Origin of the sequence: Aliiroseovarius sp. YM-037 (assembly GCF_048060095.1) — a bacterium.
Taxonomy (GTDB): Bacteria; Pseudomonadota; Alphaproteobacteria; order Rhodobacterales; family Rhodobacteraceae; genus JBLUOA01.
On the sequence record NZ_JBLUOA010000001.1, the window covers coordinates 1,164,922 to 1,182,079 of the forward strand.

Sequence of the window (17,158 nt, forward strand, 5' to 3'; positions counted from 1 at the left end):
TCCATGCGCCGCACCCCATTCGGCGCCGCTGCCCGGACCCTCCGGGAACTGCTCAGTAGCAGCGGATGTTTCCGCTGATCATCTGAGGAAACGGATATGACCAAGCAAGCTAACAAAAAAACAAATTCGGCAGTGCGAATCACCAAGAAGGACCAGCTTATTAAGTTGCTGGGCAGCAAGGCGGGCTTAGATATCAAAGCGCTGAGCGAGAAGCTTGGCTGGCAACAACACACGACGCGGGCGGCGCTGAGCGGGTTGCGCAAGGCCGGTTTTGAGATCGCAGCGCAGAAGCCAGCGAAGGGTGGGATGTCTAAGTACCGCGTTGTATCGGCACCGAAACCGCTGATTGATATGCCGACTGTGGAGGCAGCCCATGCTGCCTAAGCCGCACCCAGCGCGCCCTGAACTCTTGAGAGAATGGGAGGCGGTCTTCGGATCGCCGCCACCTTCTTATCTGTCTGTACGATTTATGCGAAAGGCAATCGGGTATGAACGCCAATGCAAAGTGAAAGGCGGATTGTCAGCGGTTACACGTAGGACGTTGAGCCAAATTGCAGGCGGAGAAGACGTTCGCTCGGCGACGCCAGCCAAGCTGAGCCCCGGCGCACATCTGGTTCGCGAATGGAACGGGCGCAGCTACCAAGTCAAGGTGACTGCTGACGGGTTCATGATGGATGGACGTGAATGGTCTTCGTTGTCGGCGATCGCAAAGCACATCACGGGGGCCACTTGGTCAGGACCTCGGTTCTTCGGACTGAAAGATGGGGTGGCATGAAGAAGATGCGCTGCGCCATCTACACCCGCAAGTCGTCAGAGGAGGGTTTAGAGCAGGAGTTCAACTCGCTTGATGCACAGCGAGAGGCCTGTGCAGCCTATGTCGCTAGCCAGAAACATGAAGGCTGGGTGCTGCTGCCGGAGCGCTATGATGATGGTGGGCTATCGGGTGGATCGCTTGAGCGGCCAGCGCTTCAGAAATTGATGGAGGACATCGCCGCCGGGTCGGTCGATCAGATCATGGTCTACAAGATCGACCGGCTGACGCGGTCCCTCGCGGACTTCTCGAAGATCGTGGATATCGTGGATGCAGCAGAAGCGTCTTTTGTGTCGGTCACTCAAAGCTTCAACACCGCAACGAGTATGGGGCGGCTAACTCTAAACATGTTGCTCAGCTTCGCGCAGTTCGAGCGCGAGGTGACCGCAGAGCGCATCCGCGACAAGATCGCAGCGTCCAAGCGCAAGGGGCTGTGGATGGGCGGGCTGGTGCCACTGGGATACGATGCAGATGGGCGCACGCTTGTGATCAATGTGCAAGACGCACCGACAATCCGAACGCTATACGATCTCTATGAGCGCCACGGCACCGTTCGGGAGGTAAAGGTGCATGCTGATGCGCTCGGGCTTCGAAGTCGGCTGCGCACGGCGTCAGATGGCACGATCGCTGGCGGCAAACTGTTCGATCGCGGCCACATCCATCATATCCTGTCCAACCCAATCTACGCGGGGCGGATAAGGCATAGGGACAAGATCTTTGATGGGCAGCACCCTGCGATAGTCAATCCCGAGCGTTGGGATAACGTTCAGCTTCAGCTTCAGAATGGCGCCGCGAAGGGCAGGGCCCGCACGACCGCGAAGCAGCGATCGCACCTTTGCGGCAAGCTGTTTGATGAGGCTGGGGATCGGTTGACCCCATCGCATACCAAGACCCGCAAGGGTGTCCGCTTACGTTACTACGTCTCACACCGATTGATCGCGAAGAGCGGTGAAGCGCATGTAGGGGGATGGCGGCTGCCTGCTGAAGAGTTGGAGCAAAGGGTTGCGGTCTGTGTGAAAGCGATGATCGCGGCGTCTGGTTTTGCAGCGAAACTCTTGGTCAATGGCCAAGCGGAGCAAATTTCGAACGTAGCCGACAAGATCACGGCTTTGCTCAATAGAGATGTCGCATCACAGCTGCTGGACTTGGTGGATTGTATCGAAATCGCATCGGGCAAGATGAGCATTCGGATTGGCGTTGAAAGCCTGAGTGATCTTACTGGAGTCAGCAGTGACGAGATCGCCGAGGATGCGCTCAGCTGCGATGTTCCGTTCCAGCTCCGCAAGCGCGGGGTCGAGACGAAGATCATCCTCGCCGATGCGCCAACCGGCATCGACGAAACCCTCATTCGCAACATCGCGAAGGCCCACGTTTGGTTCGAACGGATCAGGGCGGGCGAAACGTTTTCAGACATCGCGGCGACCGACGCCTCATCGAAGCGCCGCATCCAGCAGATGATCGAATTGGCCTTCCTCGCCCCCGACATCGTTCGCAATGCACTTGAAGGCAAGCAACCGCTCGGCTTCACATCCGACTGGTGCCTGCGCCACGAGATTCCATCGGACTGGTCTGAACAGCGCCAACTGATCGGAGCGCTCTGACCCCGACTCCCCCAAACTCGTATCGCGAAAATGCCGCCCCCAGACTTTTGGGTAAATGGGCCCTAGTTTGCAGACATGTTCCGGTCTGCGCGATTGCACTCAGAGCGCAAGCCTCTGAACATGCGCCACTAAGTAACACACACTTGCTATCGCCTGAATTTAAGAGAGTGTCTGGCTGGGGTGGTAGGATTCGAACCTACGGTACACGATACCAAAAACCGTTGCCTTACCACTTGGCTACACCCCAACCGTGGAGCGCTAATTACTCCGGACGGGTTTCGGGTTCAAGCCCTGAAAACGGAAAAATGCGCTTACTCCTCCAGTGCGTCGGTGCGCAGCAGATCGGGGTTTTCGGGTTGGTTTCGTTCTTCTTCGATAAGGCGATCAAGCGCGGTTTCCGGGCTTGTGTCAGCAGGCGGTTCCGGATCGGACGGGAGCGGTGCTTTTTCAGCCGGGGCAGATTTCGGTTCTGTCGGCTGATCGCTTTCCTGTCGCACCCGGAATGTCGGTTCGGGCATTGCGATATCCGCAGCGGTAAGGGCGGCCATCGTGATGCGGATCGCCTCGCCCCGCGCGACGGCGAGGCTGGTTGAATCCTGATCGATCCACCCGGCGCAGCGCAGCGTGACGGTGGAGTCGCCGACATCTTCGATCCATGCGTTCGCAGCAGGCTCTGCAAGGACATAGTCGAGGCCCTTCAGCGTTTCGACGGCGGTATCGCGGGCCAGAGCGAGGTTCGCGTTCGGATCAATCCCAAGGTCAAAGACGAACCGACGCTCCGCATTACGGGTGTAGTTGATGATCCGCGACTTGAAGACTGTCGCGTTTGGAATGCGGATGTGGTTGCCATCAAAGGACAACAGGATCGTCGCGCGAGAGGTCAGGCGGATGACATTTCCGCAGTCGCCCTCAATCTCAACAACATCGTTCGGCCGGAAGGGCTGGCGAACGGACAGCATGATCGACGCGATGAAATTTTCGACGGTGTCGCGCACGGCAAATCCGATGGCGAGGCCGATGATCCCCGCAGCCCCAAGGATCGTCGACAGAAGGGCGGTCGCGCCCAGTATATCAAGCGCGACGACCAGACCTGCGATGGCAAACGCGATCCGCAGAACCTGACGGTAAATGTCCGCGATAAACGCGTTGGGGGCGAGCCTGCTCCACGGTTGGCGCATCCGGGCGATGGCGAATCCCAGAAGCACGATCAGGATGAAGGCGGCGACCGCAACCAGCAGCAGGGGCAGAAATGCAACGGCAGATTCTGCCCGTTTGCGAAACCGTTCCATCGCGGGGTTCAGGCGTTCGACGACATCGGTGGTTTCGGTGACTTCGTTACGGATCGCAACGACGCCTTCGACGCGGGTCACGATGTCGCCCAACTGCTCAAGGGCGGCGCTGTCGAGTGTTTGGCCTTTCAACGTGACGATGCCTGACGTCACGGTGACGGTCACGTCGTCATAACCGCCGAGTTCCCCGAGGATGTCGCGGATACGGACGGCAATCGCCGCATCCTGCTGTGCGCTGTCGTCAACGGCGATTGCACCGCTTGGCTGATCCGAGCTTGTCTCCTGCGCCGGGGCGGGCGTCGTGATGGCGATGGCAAGCAGAAGCGGAAGAACAAAGCGCATGAAAATACCGAAAAAGTATCAATATCCGCCAAGCTTAGCCTCTGTTGATATCGCCGGTCCAGTTAAAGCGTCTGGTCATACTCTCCGACAGACGGTTCGGTGCGGATCACCGCATCGACATCGTTGAAGATCGCGCGCAGTTCCGCATCGCTTTCAGGGCTTTCGCAAACCACGACAAGGTTGGGTGTGTTGGACGAAGCCCGCACCAGCCCCCAACCGCCATTATCGAGGATCACGCGCGCGCCGTTGACGGTCACGACCTGTTCGATCTTACGCCCGCCCAGCGTTCCGCCACCTTCGTGTAGCGCCACGAGCTTTTCGACCAACCGGGCGAGGACGTCGTATTTTTCGGTATCGGCGCAGTAGGGCGACATCGTTGGGGAGGAATAGGTGTGGGGCAGGGCGCGGCGAAGGTCCGACATGGACTTATCAGGGTTCCGGTCGAGCAATTTGCAAATCTCAACCGCAACGCGCATCCCGCAATCGTAGCCACGCCCGACCGGTTCAGCGAGGAAGTAGTGCCCCGATTTCTCAAATCCGGCGAGCGCGCCGATTTCCTTGACCCGCCGCTTCATGTGGCTGTGGCCGGTTTTCCAGTAGTCGGCCTTCGCACCCAGTTTTTGCAGCTCGGGGTCCGACGCGAACAGCCCAGTTGATTTCACGTCCGCCACAAAGGTCGATCCGGGGTAAAGCTTGCTAAGGTCACGCGCCATGATGACGCCCACCTTGTCGGCAAAGATTTCTTCGCCCTCATCGTCGACGACGCCACACCGATCCCCGTCGCCGTCAAACCCCAGCGCGAGGTCGGCACCGGACGCTTTCACCGATGCGGCCATATCATGGAGCATCTCCATCGCTTCGGGGTTCGGGTTGTAGTGCGGGAACGTGTAGTCGAGGCCGTTATGAGAAGGAACAACTTCGACCCCGATCCGTTCAAACAGGGCGGGGGCAAAGGCGCTTGCCGTGCCGTTGCCCGTGGCGCAAACGATTTTCAGTTTTCGGCTCATCCGGAAATCACCGACGAGGTCGTCGAGATACGCTTCCATCACGCCATCAACGAACTCATATTTGCCGCCATCGCGGGGCTGCCCGCGGCCTTCCAGCACGATGCCCTTCAGCTCATCCATTTCGTCGGGGCCGTGGGTCAGCGGGCGATCAAAGCCCATTTTGACCCCGGTCCATCCGTTCGGATTGTGGCTGGCCGTCACCATTGCCACGGCGGGAACGTCCAGATGGAACTGGCTGAAATAGGCCATGGGCGACAGGGCGGGGCCGACGTCTTTCACATGAATCCCGGCCTGCATCAGCCCGAGCATCAGCGCGTTCTTGATCGACAATGAGTAATCCCGGTAGTCGTTCCCGACTGCGATCACTGGGTCGATCCCGCGTGCGTGCATTTGCGTCCCAAGCCCAAGGCCAAGTGCGGTGACACCGGGCAGGTTAATCTCATCCGGGTATTTCCAGCGCGCGTCGTATTCGCGAAAGCCGGTCGGCGTGATCATCGGGTCGCGCAGGAATTCCCAGGTGTTCTGCGCCACGGTCGGTGCGGGTGTTTTGGTCATTGAAATCTCTTAAACTGAAAGTGGATTGGATTTTGCTAGACGATCGAAAGCCATCAATGTTTCGACCAGATCGGGCATATCGGAAATCGGGATCATATTCGGGCCATCTGAGGGCGCGTTGTCTGGGTCTTCGTGCGTTTCGATGAAAACGGCCGCAACCCCGACGGAGACTGCCGCCCGCGCCAGAACCGGGGCGAATTCACGTTGTCCGCCAGATGATGTTCCGGCGCCGCCGGGCGACTGAACTGCGTGTGTGGCATCCATGACGACCGGATACCCTGTGCGCGCCATGATAGGAAGGGCGCGCATATCCGCGACCAGCGTATTATAGCCGAAGGAAACGCCACGCTCCGTCAGCAAAAGCCTATCGTTCCCGGTGCTTTCGATCTTGGCGACGACGTTCGCCATGTCCCACGGGGCGAGGAATTGACCCTTTTTGATGTTGATCGCAGCTCCGGTTTTACCGGCCGCCAGCAGCATATCGGTCTGGCGGCACAAAAACGCGGGGATTTGAAGGATATCGACCGCCTCAGCAACCTCAGCGCAATCCTCCGCCGTATGGACGTCGGTTAGGACCGGCACGTCGAGTTCTTTCTGCACCTCGGCCAGCATGGCAAGGCCATCTGCTTTTCCGGGCCCGCGCCGGGCGCTGCCAGAGGTTCGGTTGGCTTTGTCATAAGACGCTTTGAACACATATTGCGCGCCAGCCGCGGCGCAGGCGTCTTTCATCGCCCGCCCGATCATCAGCGCGTGATCGATAGTTTCCAGCTGGCACGGTCCGGCAATAACCGTAAGGGGGCTGGCGTTTCCGATCTTGAGGTTTTGAACCTCAACCACTTTGGTCATGATGAAACCTGTTCGCGCAGGATGGAAGCGGTCAGGGAAGCCATGAGGTATATTCCCGCGAATATGAGAAAGGCGAGCACGGTGTTTTCGAACGCGCGCGGATAGGTCGGTTCATCCGGCGCGACCGGGGTGACGCCGGTTGAAAGGTAGCGTGTCTGCCGGTTCGCTTCGATCCGGGCGGTTTCAAGCTGTTGCAGCGATTGTTGCAGCAGCAGGTTTCGCGTTTCAAGATCGGCCTGCGCCACCGCTAGTTCGCTGCCGACGCGGGCGAGAGAGACGTCATCAGACGATCCTTGCGTCAACTGCGACCGCAAATCGGCAATCGTTTCTTGCAGGTTCTCGATCCGTCGCTGCAAGGGTTCCACCCGCGCCGGGTTGGGGCGGGAGTTCGACAAAAGCTCCTCTAACGACAGCTGATCCTGGGTGAGCAATTGTTCAAGCGACGAGATGCGGGAGGTCAGCAGCGTAACCTCGACCTCTGTCGAGATAACGTCGAAATCTTCCTGAAGCTCTATGACCCTCTGTTGAGCCTCTCGCATTTTTTCTTCCGCCTTTTCATAGCTTTCGCGGGCGCCCTGCATCTGATCTTCGCGCAGGCGCTGGCTGAGGTTGTCGACGATGTCTTCAGCGTAGGTGATGAGTTCGCGAGAGAATGTCGCGCTAACCTCGGGATCGGTCGCCGACACTTCCATCTTAATGATGCCTTCGGTCGGGTCATATCCGATTTTCACGAGCCGTTCGTAAAGGCGATAAGCGGCCTCGTTTGACGCATCGGGGGCGAGCCGAAGGATCGGGTCAAGGTCGGGATCGCTGAAATGCGCCTTGAAATCATGATCTTCATCCAGTCGCAGCATCGCGTCGCGGGATTGAAGGTAGCTTTGGACGGTAATCGAATCCTGCGATGTCGCGAATTGCGTACCGGATAGCAGGCCGCCGATGCCACCCCCGGCGCCACCCGCGGGTTGCGCCTGCTGGATCACGAATTCCGACTTTGTCGCGTAAAGCGGTGTCGCCAGAACGTAGTAATAATAGCCCGCGACAACGGTTGGCAGCACAACGAAGAACGCGAGCCGCACGAACAGCATTTGCAGTTTGCGTCTGCGCCGCCGGGCAATATCGCGCTGAATACGACGGATGGCACCAGCGCGGGCATCTTGCGCCTCAACCTCGGTTGAGGGCAGTTGCGGATCGCCGAGCGGAACGGTTTGCGGCAACTGCATTCCATCAGCGTTGGCCCCGCCACCTTCTACGACGAGTTCCAGCATGTTGGCACGTCGGAATGGATCGATCCCATTCGCCCGCAGCAGCCGCACCGCATCATAATCCGACGTCGCCACAAGCCCGTGGCGCTGTGCCAGCCTGCGGGCCATCCGCAGTTGTCGGCCTGTCAGCCCTTCCTTTCGGATGGCTGCGATTTGCGCGTCCGCGTTTTCTTCGACCGCGTCGTGGGTCGGGTTGTTCTGCATGTCGCGCAGATGCGCGTCTGCCTCGTCCTCGGGCGATGTTGCGTTGTCGGCAACCTGTTCCGCCCGGCCGGAGCCTGTGCGTTTGATGCGAAATTTCCTCGCCTTAGGCTTCATAGTTATAGAGCCTCTTTGCCTCTTCAAGCGTGTCGAACATGGTCAATTGACCATCCCTTAGCACAGCAGCGGATCGGCAGAACTTCTCCAGCGTTTGTGCTTGGTGCGACACGATGATTATTGTGGTGGACGACAGCCTTTCCCGCAGCAATTTTCCTGCTTTCTTGTTGAATTCGGCGTCGGTTGTTGCCGGCATACCTTCATCGATCAGGTAAATGTCAAAATCGAGCGCGAGCATCAGCGCAAAGGAAAACCGCGCCCGCATCCCCTGGCTGTAGGTGCCGATTGGCATGTCGAAGTATTCTTCAAGCCCGCACAGCCAACGGCAGAACGCTTCGACATAATCCGGGTCAAGGCCGTAAAGCCGCGCGATATACCGCGAATTTTCCATTGCCGTGTGTTTGCCGACGACCCCGCCCATAAATCCGAGGGGGAAGGAAATCTTCGCCTCGCGCCGAATCTCGCCCTCATCCGGTTTTTCAAGGCCAGCCATCATGTTGATAAGCGTCGTCTTGCCGGTTCCGTTCGGGGCAAGGATACCAAGCGAATTGCCAAGTTCCACACGAAAAGACGCGCGATCAAGGATCACTTTCCGCTGCGTCCCCGTCCAGAAGGACTTACTGACATTCACAAATTCGAGCATCTACCCGCCATGATCCCGCTATATCGGCATACCAGTCCTTATCGGACGTTTCTTAACAGCCAATATAGATATCCTCTTGGGCATTATTATGTCTGATCTGCCTGTGCCATTACAGGGGCGAATGCGCGAAAGGGCTGCAAATATGACGAAACCGGCGCGTTTGCACCGATTTCGTCCACGTTTTTGACGGTTTTGTCTAAAGTGCCTGCTTTTCAACCCGGCAGAGTTTCCCCGCAACGATGGATATCGCCGCAGCGCCAAAGCTGAACAAAGCGCCCATTTTTGCGGCTGCTTGCACCGATGCGCCCTCAAGCATCACGGTTCCGTCAAACGCGACGGATGCGATGAACAGCGACACAGTAAAGCCGATGGCCGCGACACAACCGATGACGAACAGGTCGATAATCCTCATCCCGGCGGGCAGGCCGAGGCGGAACAGGACCGCACCGATCCAGCCGAACAGCAGGACGCCCAGCGGTTTGCCGACGATCAAGCCCGCCAGCACCAGCCATGTCGGTGATCCGATGGCGGAAAACTCGACGCCCGCGTTCAGCAGGCCGAAGAAGAACAGGATGATCTCAACCGGGTGCTTCAGCAAATGTTCGGCGTGGTTCAGAAGGTCGGTCAGATATTGCTCGGCCTCTGAAAAGATACCGAAAGCACGGTCGGCATGGGGCAGGGCGGGCACGACGGGCAGCAGGCCAAGGGCGGGGTGGATGCCTGCCTCTTGAAAGCCATACCAGCTTAGGCAACCCGCGATCAGGTAGGGCCAGAACGATAGCTTGTTCCGCACCCAAGTGGACCTCGGGCGCAGTTGGTTACCGCGATCCAACTTACGGGGCAGCCAGTTGAACAGGATGAAGGCGCCAAGCGCCGCGGCGACCGATAGCAGCAACCATTCCGGCGCAAGCTCCCCAGACGGGTAGAAGACCGCGAGGATAATCAGCCCGGCAGCATCGTCCGCGATCGCAAGCAGCAGCAGGAAGCGCACGGCGGGGTGTCCGGCACCAAAAACCATGCGCCCGACAAGATAGGAAAATGCGATGTCGGTGGCCGTTGGAATCGCCCAGCCATTCGCCACGGCGTTATAGGTCTCTGACCCCAAAATCGCAGCGAGTCCGAGGTAGACCGCAATCGGCCCGAACATACCGCCCGCCGTCGCGATCAAAGGTGTCGCCGCCTTTTTTCCGCGGAGCGATCCGTTCTTGAGGATCACAGCCTCCCAGACCTCCTTGGCCGCAATGGCAAAGAAAAACGCCATCAGCACATCATTGACGAGGTAGTGCAGTGTCAGCGTGTGGTGGATATGCCCATGCTCGTCCGCGTGCGGGTGTCCGATGATAAAATCATCGATCAGCACAAACTCAACAAAGTCGTGATAGCTGCCCGGATTGGTATTCGCCCAGATAAGCGCGATCAACGCGCCAAGGATCAGCAGGATTGAGTAGTTTGTGACGAAATTCCAGACACGATACATATCCGCGCGGCCCCCCTGTTTTTTGCCTGCCCGAAATACTGCATCCCGCAAATAGGGGCAACCGTCGGTCACCGGGCGAAAATCATGTGGCACTGATGCAGCCTCTTGCGCGCTGATTGAGGGGACGTTTCACGTCTGATAAACCCGCCCCATGCGCGCGTCATTTGATACCTTCACCCGAGATCTGAGGAATTGCACCCTGTGTGCGGAGCGTTTTGCAGCCACCGAAACCGCCCACGCGCCGCGCCCTATCGTGTGGTTTCAACCGACGGCCCGTATTCTGGTTGCCGGACAGGCGCCCGGAATGCGGGTTCATCAATCCGGCAAGCCCTTTGACGATCGCTCCGGCGACCGGCTGCGCGACTGGATGGGGGTGGATGAGGCGACGTTTTATGACACCTCACGGGTCGCGGTCGTGCCGATGGCGTTTTGCTTTCCGGGGTATGACGCGAACGGCTCTGATCTGCCGCCGCCAAAGATCTGTGCAGAGACTTGGCGGGGCGATGTGCTTGACCACCTGCCGGATGTTCAACTGACCCTTCTGGTCGGGGGCTATGCGCAGAAATATCACTTGGGCGTTGCCGCGAAGGGGGGTGTGACCCAGACCGTCGCCAACTGGCGCGACCTTGCGCCCCGAACCTTTCCCTTGCCGCATCCGTCCTGGCGCAATACGGGGTGGCTTAGAAAGAACCCGTGGTTTGAGGCGGAGCTATTGCCCGTGCTTCGCAAACATATCAAGGACGCGCTAAGTGACTGATATTACGCCCATCGACAAGTCCCATCAGGCGATGGAGGCCGCCCCCGAAGATGTCTCTGCCCGCCTGCGGTTCTACGAACGCGTGGCGGAGAGTGAATTGTTCCTGCTGCTTCAGGAGGAGCCGCAAGGCGACCAAATGACTCCGCAGATGTTTGATGTGGAGACCGGCCAGTTCGTTCTTGTCTTTGATCGGGAGGAGCGGCTTGCCGATTTCGTCGGCGGAACAGCACCCTACGCCGTGCTTTCGGGCCGGGTGATTTCCGAGATGCTGGCGGGGCAGGGTGTCGGGCTGGGCCTGAACCTGTCGGTCGCTCCGTCATCGTTCCTGATCCCCGCTGACGGGGTGGATTGGTTGGCTGAAACGCTGTCCAACAAACCTCAGCAGGTGGACGCAACCCCTGAAGAGGTCAGCGCGCCCCATGGCGTGCCAGAGGCGCTATTGACCGCGCTTGACGCAAAGCTCGCGCTCGCGGCGGGGTTGGCGTTGTCCGCCTATCTCGTTTCCGTTCAGTTCAAGGATCGCGGCCAAGGGCATCTGCTGGCTTTTGTCGACGCGGTGCCGGGGGCGGAAGACGCGCTCGCCAGTGCGGTGGCGGAGGCGTTGACCTTTAGCGGGGTTGAGGCGGGTGCGTTGGACGTTGCGTTCTTCAAGGCATCCGATCCGATGGCCGCGCGGCTGGCGCGGGTTGGGCTGCAGTTCGACCTTCCGGAACTGGAGGCGAGCGATCACACCCCCGCCGCCCCCGGTCGCAACCCAGACAAACCGCCAATTTTGCGGTAAGAGTCTGCGTTCAATATCCCGCGTCGCGGTCGACGAGGTGCAAGAACGGCTCTCCCGCTTCGCCCCGGCGGATGTTTTCCGCGATCACTTCGCTCGCGGTTTTGGGGCGCGTTTCCGACGCGATATGCGGCGTCACAGTGACCTTGGGGTGGGCCCAATAGGGATGATCCGGCGGTAAGGGTTCTTGCCGGAACACATCCAGCGTCGCATGTCCGATATGACCGCTATCAAGCGCGGCAAGCAGCGCGTCGTCGTCAATCAGCGGACCGCGTCCGGGGTTGATGATAACCGCGCCGTTCGGCATCCAAGACAACCGCACCGCATTCAGTGTGTTTTCGGTATCGGGTGTGTCCGGCAATAAAAGCACAATAATTTCAGAGGACTGAAGAACGGTTTTCAAACCATCCTGCCCACTTTCGCAGATGATCCCCGGAATCGACTTCGCCCGTCGGCTCCATCCGCAGACATTGAACCCCAGCCCGTGCAAAGTGGTCGCGCAGGCTTGACCAAGCGCACCTAGCCCGAGGATGCCGACGCAGCGATCCTGTGCAAGCGGCGGCACGTAATCGCGCCAGACACCATCCTGGCCGTTGATGTGCAAATCCATGCCCAGATGATGGCGCAGGATATGGCCCGTCACCCATTCCACCATGCCCGCGGTCAATCCCGCGTCAACCATGCGGGCAAGAGGCACTTGGATGGTCGTGTTCGAAACGATCCCCTCAACCCCCGCCCAAAGGCTGAGGACGGCTTTCAATCGCGTGAACGGCGAAAAATCGACGGCCGGGCCGTTTGGGGCGAAGACCACGTAGTCGACCACGGACGGATCATCGAACTCCGTCTGCAGGACCGCATCGACGCCCACCGCCTTGATCGCATCCGCCAAGACATCGCGATATTCCCGCCAGCGATCTTCATGCGCTGCGAACAGAACATTCACCGCCATGATCTAGCGTGGCCTGTGCACATGGGCGCTTTGCACCAGCCCGAAGGCCGCCAATAGCACCAGCATCGCCGATCCGCCATAGGACACCAGCGGCAGCGGCACACCGACGACTGGGGCCAGCCCCATGACCATCGACATATTGACCGCAAAGAACAGAAAAAACGTCGCCGCAATGCCAAGTGTCAGAAGCGAGGCGAACCGATCCTTGTTTTTCATTGCGGAGACCACGCAGAAAAAGACGATCATCGCATAAAGCGTGAGGAGAGAGATCGCGCCGATAAATCCAAACTCCTCGGCCAAGGTCGTGAAGATAAAGTCAGTGTGCTTCTCCGGCAGGAAGTTCAGTCGCGATTGCGTGCCCTGCATAAACCCGCGCCCGGTCCAGCCGCCGGACCCCAGTGCGATTTTCGATTGCGTGATGTGATACCCGGCGCCAAGCGGGTCGCTTGACGGGTCAAGGAACGTATCGATCCGGCGGTATTGGTAGTCTTTCAAAAACTGCCACTCGGTCCCGCGAAACTTCAGAACAGCGGTCACAGCCCCAACACCGAGGGCAATCACGCCAGCAAAATAATACCAACTGACCCCGGCGATAAACATCACGATGCCGCCGCCGGTTACAAGCAGGATCGCCGTGCCAAGGTCGGGCTGTTTCAGCACCAGCATCGTTGGGATCAGGATCAGCAAAAGCGGCACGATCACCCAAAGCGGGCGGGACACCTTGCGCACATCGAGCCAGTCGTAATACGCCGCGAGGATCATTACGAGGGTGACTTTGGTAAGCTCAGACGGTTGCAGGCGCATGAATCCGAGGTCGATCCACCGCTGCGCGCCCATGCCGACGGACCCGAAGAACTCCACCGCCAGCAACAGCGCGAGTGAGCCGAGATAGGCGACCCCCGCCATATTGCGCCAGAACCAGATCGGCACCATCGCGATTGACAGCATCAGCACCATACCAAGCGCGAAGCGTTTGATCTGCGGCTCTGCCCACGGGGTCATGGACCCGCCCGCGACGGAAAACAGCATCAGGAAACCGATTGAGGATACGGCGGTCAGCAACAGGATCACCGCCCAGTTCAGGTGCAGCACCTTGCGCAGGCCCGATGGGACGTATTTGACCTGATACTCAAGATAACTCATGCGCGATCACTTACCTCGGTCGGGTTCATTGGATCACGCAGTTCGAGGGTGCGCTGCATCTCTTCCGCCTTGGCGCGCTCGCTGGACGGATACGCCTCAAGTGGTGGATAGCCGTTGTAGAGCGCGAATAGCAGAAGGTCGCGAGCGACGGGCGCGGCCGCGGTCGATCCGCCGCCGCCGTGTTCGACAACAACAGACGCGGCAAAGCGCGGGTTGTCGAACGGTGCAAACCCGACAAACAGCGCATGGTCGCGTTGTTCCCACGGAACATCTTGATTGCGGACGATGGTATTGCGAACCTGGCTGGTGCCGGTCTTACCTGCGAGGCGGAAGGCATCTTCGACGATGCGCGACCGATAGGCCGTGCCGCGCCGGTGGTTTGACACAGCATACATCGCCTGCCGCACCTGCCGCAGCAGGTTCTCGTTAAGGCCCAGCGGCTCCCCACCGATCACGGGCGTTTCAACACCGTCAATGGATTTAATCAGACGCGGCGAAATCGCGCGCCCCGTCGCGAGCCGCGCGCACATCACGGCGAGTTGCAGCGGAGAGGCAAGCACGAAACCCTGGCCGATGGCGGAGTTCAGCGTATCGCCGATCTGCCAGCCCTCCTGGCGATTTGCGCGCTTCCACGCCTTGGTCGGGGTAAGTCCTTCGGCCACCGCGGACATCGGAATATCGTGGCGTTGCCCGAGGCCCAGACGTCGCGCCATCTCGGTAATCTTTTCGATCCCGACCCGCTGGGACAGATCGTAGTAATAGACGTCGCAGGATTTCTGGATGCTTTCGAACAGGTTGACCCAGCCATGTCCGCCCCGCTTCCAGCAGTGGAACCGCCGCCCGCCGACCGTCGTATGGCCGGGGCAATAGACCGTGTCGTCGGGCGTCGCGACACCCGCTTCCATCGCGGCAAGCGCGGTGATCATTTTGAAGGTTGATCCTGGCGGATAGGTGCCCTGAACCGCCTTACCCGCCAACGGGCGGTATTTGTTTTCGGTCAGCGACGTGTAATCGGCGACTGAAATGCCCCGCACGAATTTGTTGGGATCGAAAGACGGAGAGGATGCAGCCGCCAGCAGGTCCCCCGTCTGCGTATCGATCACAACGGCAGAGGCGCTTTCCGCCCCAAGACGCGCCAGCGCGAAGTTTTGCAGCGCCGCGTCAATCGACAATTGCAAGTCGTTGCCCGGCTCCCCCGCATCGCGATCAAGTTCGCGCATCACACGTCCGGTCGCGTTGACCTCAATCCGCCGCGAACCGGCCTTGCCGCGCAGTTGCATTTCCAACTTTGCCTCGACCCCGGTTTTGCCGATCTGGAATTTCGGGATTTGCAGCAGTGGGTCAGGATCGTCGAGTTTATCAAGATCATAGTCGCTGACCGGTCCGACATATCCGACGACATGCGCCAGATCCGGGCCCATCGGATACATCCGCGACAGGCCAACGCCGGTCGTGACGCCGGGCAGGGCGGGGGCGTTCACCGCGACCTTGGAAACATCATCCCAGCTTAGCCGATCCGCTACCGTGACTGGAACAAAGGGGCTGCGGCGGTTCATCTCGCGCAGGGCGCGTTCCCGATCCTCATCCGCGAGGGGCACGAGCTTTGACAGTCGTTCCAGCACGTCTTCGACATCGCCCGCGTCTTCGCGCACCATGACGATGCGGTAGTTCTGTTCATTGGCGGCAAGCGGCGCGCCGTTCCGGTCAAAGATCAGACCGCGGGCGGGCGGCAGCAGGCGAAGGTTGATGCGGTTTTCCTCGGCCAACAGCCGAAACTGATCGGCCTGTTCGACCTGAAGATAGCGCATCCGCAATCCAAGCACGCCGACAAAAGCCAGCTGCGTGCCCCCCATCAGTAAGCCGCGACGGGTGATCTTGCGGGCGCTTTCCTCGGTATCCTTCGGGGATCGCTTCATACCTTTAACCTTTGTCGATCAAGGTCACCGGGTGCAAGTCTTACGATTCCGAATGCGAATTTCGACACCAGAACCACCAAGGGGTAGGCGAGCGTCGTCGCCACGAACTGCAGCATTGTCAGGCCGAAAGCGGGCGGCTCCACCACCGCGATCATCAGCACCAGACGATAACCGATCATCACCGAGGCGATGACTGTCGCCACAACGGCCCATTCTAGGGCGAAGGGAAATTCCTGCATCAAATGGCTGCGGCTGCGCAGAAACTCCGTCGCGAGGACGATCAGCGCGGTCATCAGCCCCAGTGGCCGCATGAAAAAGACGTCAGCGACAAAGAACACGGCCACGATAGACAGCGCGGGTACATAGTCGGGCCGACGCAACACCCACGCGGCGGCGAGGCAGACCAGAAGATCAGGCGCGGCCCAACGGCTCGGCTGTGTTTGAAGCGGTAGAAGGTGGAGGAAGATGATGATGGCCGACAGTCCAATGAACAGGGCCCGATTGCTCCACCGTCGCGTTGTGGCCGGATCAACCATTGTCGAGCGTCCCGGTCACCCCGTCCGCGGATAACGGCGACTCCTCATCCGATTCAGGCGCTGGCGGCGTTTCTGGCGCGAGCAAGCCGCCGGGATCGGTGATTTCATCATATTCGCGGCTGCGCAGCACGCGTAGAAACTCAAGCCGCTCATAATCGGCGGCCAGCAGAACCCGCAGGCGCTTGTCCGGGCCTTCCGCCACCTGACCGACGAGTTGCCCAGAGGGGAAGACCCCACCAACGCCAGAGGACACGACCCGGTCGCCCGGTCGCACCAATTCCGGGTTCTCAAGCAGGTCTAGCAGCGGGGCAGAGGTGTTATCCCCGGCGAGCAGCGCATGTTGCCCCGATGGTTGGATCGTCACCGGAATCCGGCTGTTGGAGTCAGTCAGCAAAATCACCCGCGCCGTATTGCGCCCAACGCCCGAAATCCGCCCGACAAGGCCGATGCCATCCATTGTGGCCCAGCCATCCTTGATCCCGTCACGTTCGCCCACATTCACCAGCACCGATTGCCGGAAGGGGGAGCCGCTATCGGCCACCACAACGCCGGTCACGAATGTCAGCAGCGGATCAAGGCGCACGTTGTTGAGGTCAAGCAGGCGGGCGTTTTTCTGTTCAAGCTGCAGAGCAGCCTCTTTCCAGGCCTTCATCTGCTGAAGTTCGCGGCGCAGTTCCTGGTTCTGTTCGTAGATGCGCTGATAGCTTTCAAAGTCAGAAAACATGTTGGCAACGGCAGTCACCGGAACCATCGCCCATTCAAACGACGGAACGATCTGATCGATCAACTGCGCCCGCAGCCGTTCGACCCGCGGGCTGTCGATGCGCCACAGCAGAAAAATCGCGAACAGGAAAAACAACAACAGGCCGATCAGGATACGCCGGATCGGTCGGGTGAAGTTTTCGCTTTTGTTTCGGTCTTTTGCCAC

At 59.5% G+C, this 17,158-nt stretch carries 16 protein-coding genes and 1 tRNA gene; 5 read left to right on the forward strand and 12 right to left on the reverse strand.

The features are described 5' to 3' along the window. Nucleotides 1-96 precede the first annotated feature (96 nt). From ACEWPJ_RS05715 to ACEWPJ_RS05725, 3 genes are read left to right on the forward strand one after another with little or no spacing between them, the layout of a single operon-like run. On the forward strand, nt 97-384 hold the full coding sequence (locus tag ACEWPJ_RS05715) for a DUF3489 domain-containing protein (RefSeq protein ID WP_416511586.1): 288 nt from the start codon (nt 97-99) through the stop codon (nt 382-384). Then, on the forward strand, nt 374-775 hold the full coding sequence (locus ACEWPJ_RS05720) for a DUF2924 domain-containing protein (RefSeq protein WP_416511587.1): 402 nt from the start codon (nt 374-376) through the stop codon (nt 773-775). Before ACEWPJ_RS05715 ends, ACEWPJ_RS05720 begins: the two co-directional genes overlap by 11 nt. After that, nucleotides 772-2,412: a recombinase family protein gene (locus tag ACEWPJ_RS05725; RefSeq protein WP_416511589.1), complete on the forward strand. Its 1,641-nt coding sequence runs from the start codon at nt 772-774 to the stop codon at nt 2,410-2,412. Before ACEWPJ_RS05720 ends, ACEWPJ_RS05725 begins: the two co-directional genes overlap by 4 nt. Before the next feature lie 172 nt (nt 2,413-2,584). Here the strand turns inward: ACEWPJ_RS05725 and ACEWPJ_RS05730 are convergent. The 7 genes from ACEWPJ_RS05730 to ACEWPJ_RS05760 form a co-directional block, all read right to left on the reverse strand. Next, nucleotides 2,585-2,659, reverse strand: a tRNA-Gln gene (locus tag ACEWPJ_RS05730). 64 nt (nt 2,660-2,723) lie between these two features. Beyond that, nucleotides 2,724-4,043 (reverse strand): mechanosensitive ion channel domain-containing protein, encoded by a 1,320-nt coding sequence (locus tag ACEWPJ_RS05735; RefSeq protein ID WP_416511591.1) that lies wholly within the window; start codon nt 4,041-4,043, stop codon nt 2,724-2,726. Between the two features lie 62 nt (nt 4,044-4,105). Then, a complete protein-coding gene (locus tag ACEWPJ_RS05740) occupies nt 4,106-5,605 on the reverse strand; it encodes a phosphomannomutase/phosphoglucomutase (protein ID WP_416511592.1) in 1,500 nt (499 codons plus the stop codon). 9 nt (nt 5,606-5,614) lie between these two features. Continuing rightward, the gene (kdsA, locus tag ACEWPJ_RS05745; protein WP_416511594.1) at nt 5,615-6,451 is read right to left on the reverse strand and encodes a 3-deoxy-8-phosphooctulonate synthase; all 837 of its coding nucleotides are present in this window, start codon (nt 6,449-6,451) and stop codon (nt 5,615-5,617) included. Continuing rightward, complete coding sequence (locus tag ACEWPJ_RS05750; protein ID WP_416511596.1) at nt 6,448-8,031, reverse strand: capsule biosynthesis protein; 1,584 nt, start codon at nt 8,029-8,031, stop codon at nt 6,448-6,450. Before ACEWPJ_RS05750 ends, kdsA begins: the two co-directional genes overlap by 4 nt. Next, nucleotides 8,021-8,674, reverse strand: coding sequence for an ABC transporter ATP-binding protein (locus ACEWPJ_RS05755; RefSeq protein ID WP_416511598.1), 654 nt, complete (start codon nt 8,672-8,674; stop codon nt 8,021-8,023). The genes ACEWPJ_RS05750 and ACEWPJ_RS05755 overlap by 11 nt, the downstream gene beginning before the upstream one ends. Before the next feature lie 196 nt (nt 8,675-8,870). Further along, nucleotides 8,871-10,151 carry a Na+/H+ antiporter NhaA gene (locus ACEWPJ_RS05760; protein ID WP_416513008.1) on the reverse strand — a complete coding sequence of 427 codons (1,281 nt, stop codon included), beginning with the start codon at nt 10,149-10,151 and terminating at the stop codon, nt 8,871-8,873. A 151-nt stretch (nt 10,152-10,302) separates the two neighbouring features. Between ACEWPJ_RS05760 and ACEWPJ_RS05765 the strand changes: the two genes are divergently transcribed. Both ACEWPJ_RS05765 and ACEWPJ_RS05770 read left to right on the forward strand, forming a co-directional pair. Next, on the forward strand, nt 10,303-10,908 hold the full coding sequence (locus ACEWPJ_RS05765) for a uracil-DNA glycosylase family protein (RefSeq protein ID WP_416511600.1): 606 nt from the start codon (nt 10,303-10,305) through the stop codon (nt 10,906-10,908). After that, nucleotides 10,901-11,689 (forward strand): SseB family protein, encoded by a 789-nt coding sequence (locus ACEWPJ_RS05770; protein WP_416511603.1) that lies wholly within the window; start codon nt 10,901-10,903, stop codon nt 11,687-11,689. The genes ACEWPJ_RS05765 and ACEWPJ_RS05770 overlap by 8 nt, the downstream gene beginning before the upstream one ends. A 10-nt stretch (nt 11,690-11,699) precedes the next feature. On the opposite strand, the gene ACEWPJ_RS05775 is transcribed toward ACEWPJ_RS05770, so the two are convergent. The 5 genes from ACEWPJ_RS05775 to mreC are packed head-to-tail and all read right to left on the reverse strand — an operon-like array spanning nt 11,700 to nt 17,158. Next, nucleotides 11,700-12,635 (reverse strand): 2-hydroxyacid dehydrogenase, encoded by a 936-nt coding sequence (locus ACEWPJ_RS05775; RefSeq protein WP_416511605.1) that lies wholly within the window; start codon nt 12,633-12,635, stop codon nt 11,700-11,702. A 3-nt stretch (nt 12,636-12,638) separates the two neighbouring features. Further along, nucleotides 12,639-13,778 (reverse strand): rod shape-determining protein RodA, encoded by a 1,140-nt coding sequence (gene rodA, locus ACEWPJ_RS05780; protein WP_416511607.1) that lies wholly within the window; start codon nt 13,776-13,778, stop codon nt 12,639-12,641. Continuing rightward, entirely contained in the window at nt 13,775-15,694 is a 1,920-nt protein-coding gene (mrdA, locus tag ACEWPJ_RS05785) for a penicillin-binding protein 2 (protein WP_416511608.1), read from the reverse strand. Before mrdA ends, rodA begins: the two co-directional genes overlap by 4 nt. Next, complete coding sequence (locus ACEWPJ_RS05790; protein ID WP_416511610.1) at nt 15,691-16,230, reverse strand: rod shape-determining protein MreD; 540 nt, start codon at nt 16,228-16,230, stop codon at nt 15,691-15,693. The genes mrdA and ACEWPJ_RS05790 overlap by 4 nt, the downstream gene beginning before the upstream one ends. Beyond that, nucleotides 16,223-17,158, reverse strand: coding sequence for a rod shape-determining protein MreC (mreC, locus tag ACEWPJ_RS05795; RefSeq protein ID WP_416511612.1), 936 nt, complete (start codon nt 17,156-17,158; stop codon nt 16,223-16,225). The genes ACEWPJ_RS05790 and mreC overlap by 8 nt, the downstream gene beginning before the upstream one ends.

Excerpts from the sequence above, each read along its gene's own strand:
- ACEWPJ_RS05715 (WP_416511586.1), top strand. The coding sequence starts at position 97 with ATGACCAAGCAAGCTAACAAAAAAACAAATTCGGCAGTGCGAATCACC.
- ACEWPJ_RS05720 (WP_416511587.1), top strand. The coding sequence starts at position 374 with ATGCTGCCTAAGCCGCACCCAGCGCGCCCTGAACTCTTGAGAGAATGG.
- ACEWPJ_RS05725 (WP_416511589.1), top strand. The coding sequence starts at position 772 with ATGAAGAAGATGCGCTGCGCCATCTACACCCGCAAGTCGTCAGAGGAG.
- ACEWPJ_RS05735 (WP_416511591.1), bottom strand. The coding sequence starts at position 4,043 with ATGCGCTTTGTTCTTCCGCTTCTGCTTGCCATCGCCATCACGACGCCC.
- ACEWPJ_RS05740 (WP_416511592.1), bottom strand. The coding sequence starts at position 5,605 with ATGACCAAAACACCCGCACCGACCGTGGCGCAGAACACCTGGGAATTC.
- kdsA (WP_416511594.1), bottom strand. The coding sequence starts at position 6,451 with ATGACCAAAGTGGTTGAGGTTCAAAACCTCAAGATCGGAAACGCCAGC.
- ACEWPJ_RS05750 (WP_416511596.1), bottom strand. The coding sequence starts at position 8,031 with ATGAAGCCTAAGGCGAGGAAATTTCGCATCAAACGCACAGGCTCCGGC.
- ACEWPJ_RS05755 (WP_416511598.1), bottom strand. The coding sequence starts at position 8,674 with ATGCTCGAATTTGTGAATGTCAGTAAGTCCTTCTGGACGGGGACGCAG.
- ACEWPJ_RS05760 (WP_416513008.1), bottom strand. The coding sequence starts at position 10,151 with ATGTATCGTGTCTGGAATTTCGTCACAAACTACTCAATCCTGCTGATC.
- ACEWPJ_RS05765 (WP_416511600.1), top strand. The coding sequence starts at position 10,303 with ATGCGCGCGTCATTTGATACCTTCACCCGAGATCTGAGGAATTGCACC.
- ACEWPJ_RS05775 (WP_416511605.1), bottom strand. The coding sequence starts at position 12,635 with ATGGCGGTGAATGTTCTGTTCGCAGCGCATGAAGATCGCTGGCGGGAA.
- rodA (WP_416511607.1), bottom strand. The coding sequence starts at position 13,778 with ATGAGTTATCTTGAGTATCAGGTCAAATACGTCCCATCGGGCCTGCGC.
- mrdA (WP_416511608.1), bottom strand. The coding sequence starts at position 15,694 with ATGAAGCGATCCCCGAAGGATACCGAGGAAAGCGCCCGCAAGATCACC.
- ACEWPJ_RS05790 (WP_416511610.1), bottom strand. The coding sequence starts at position 16,230 with ATGGTTGATCCGGCCACAACGCGACGGTGGAGCAATCGGGCCCTGTTC.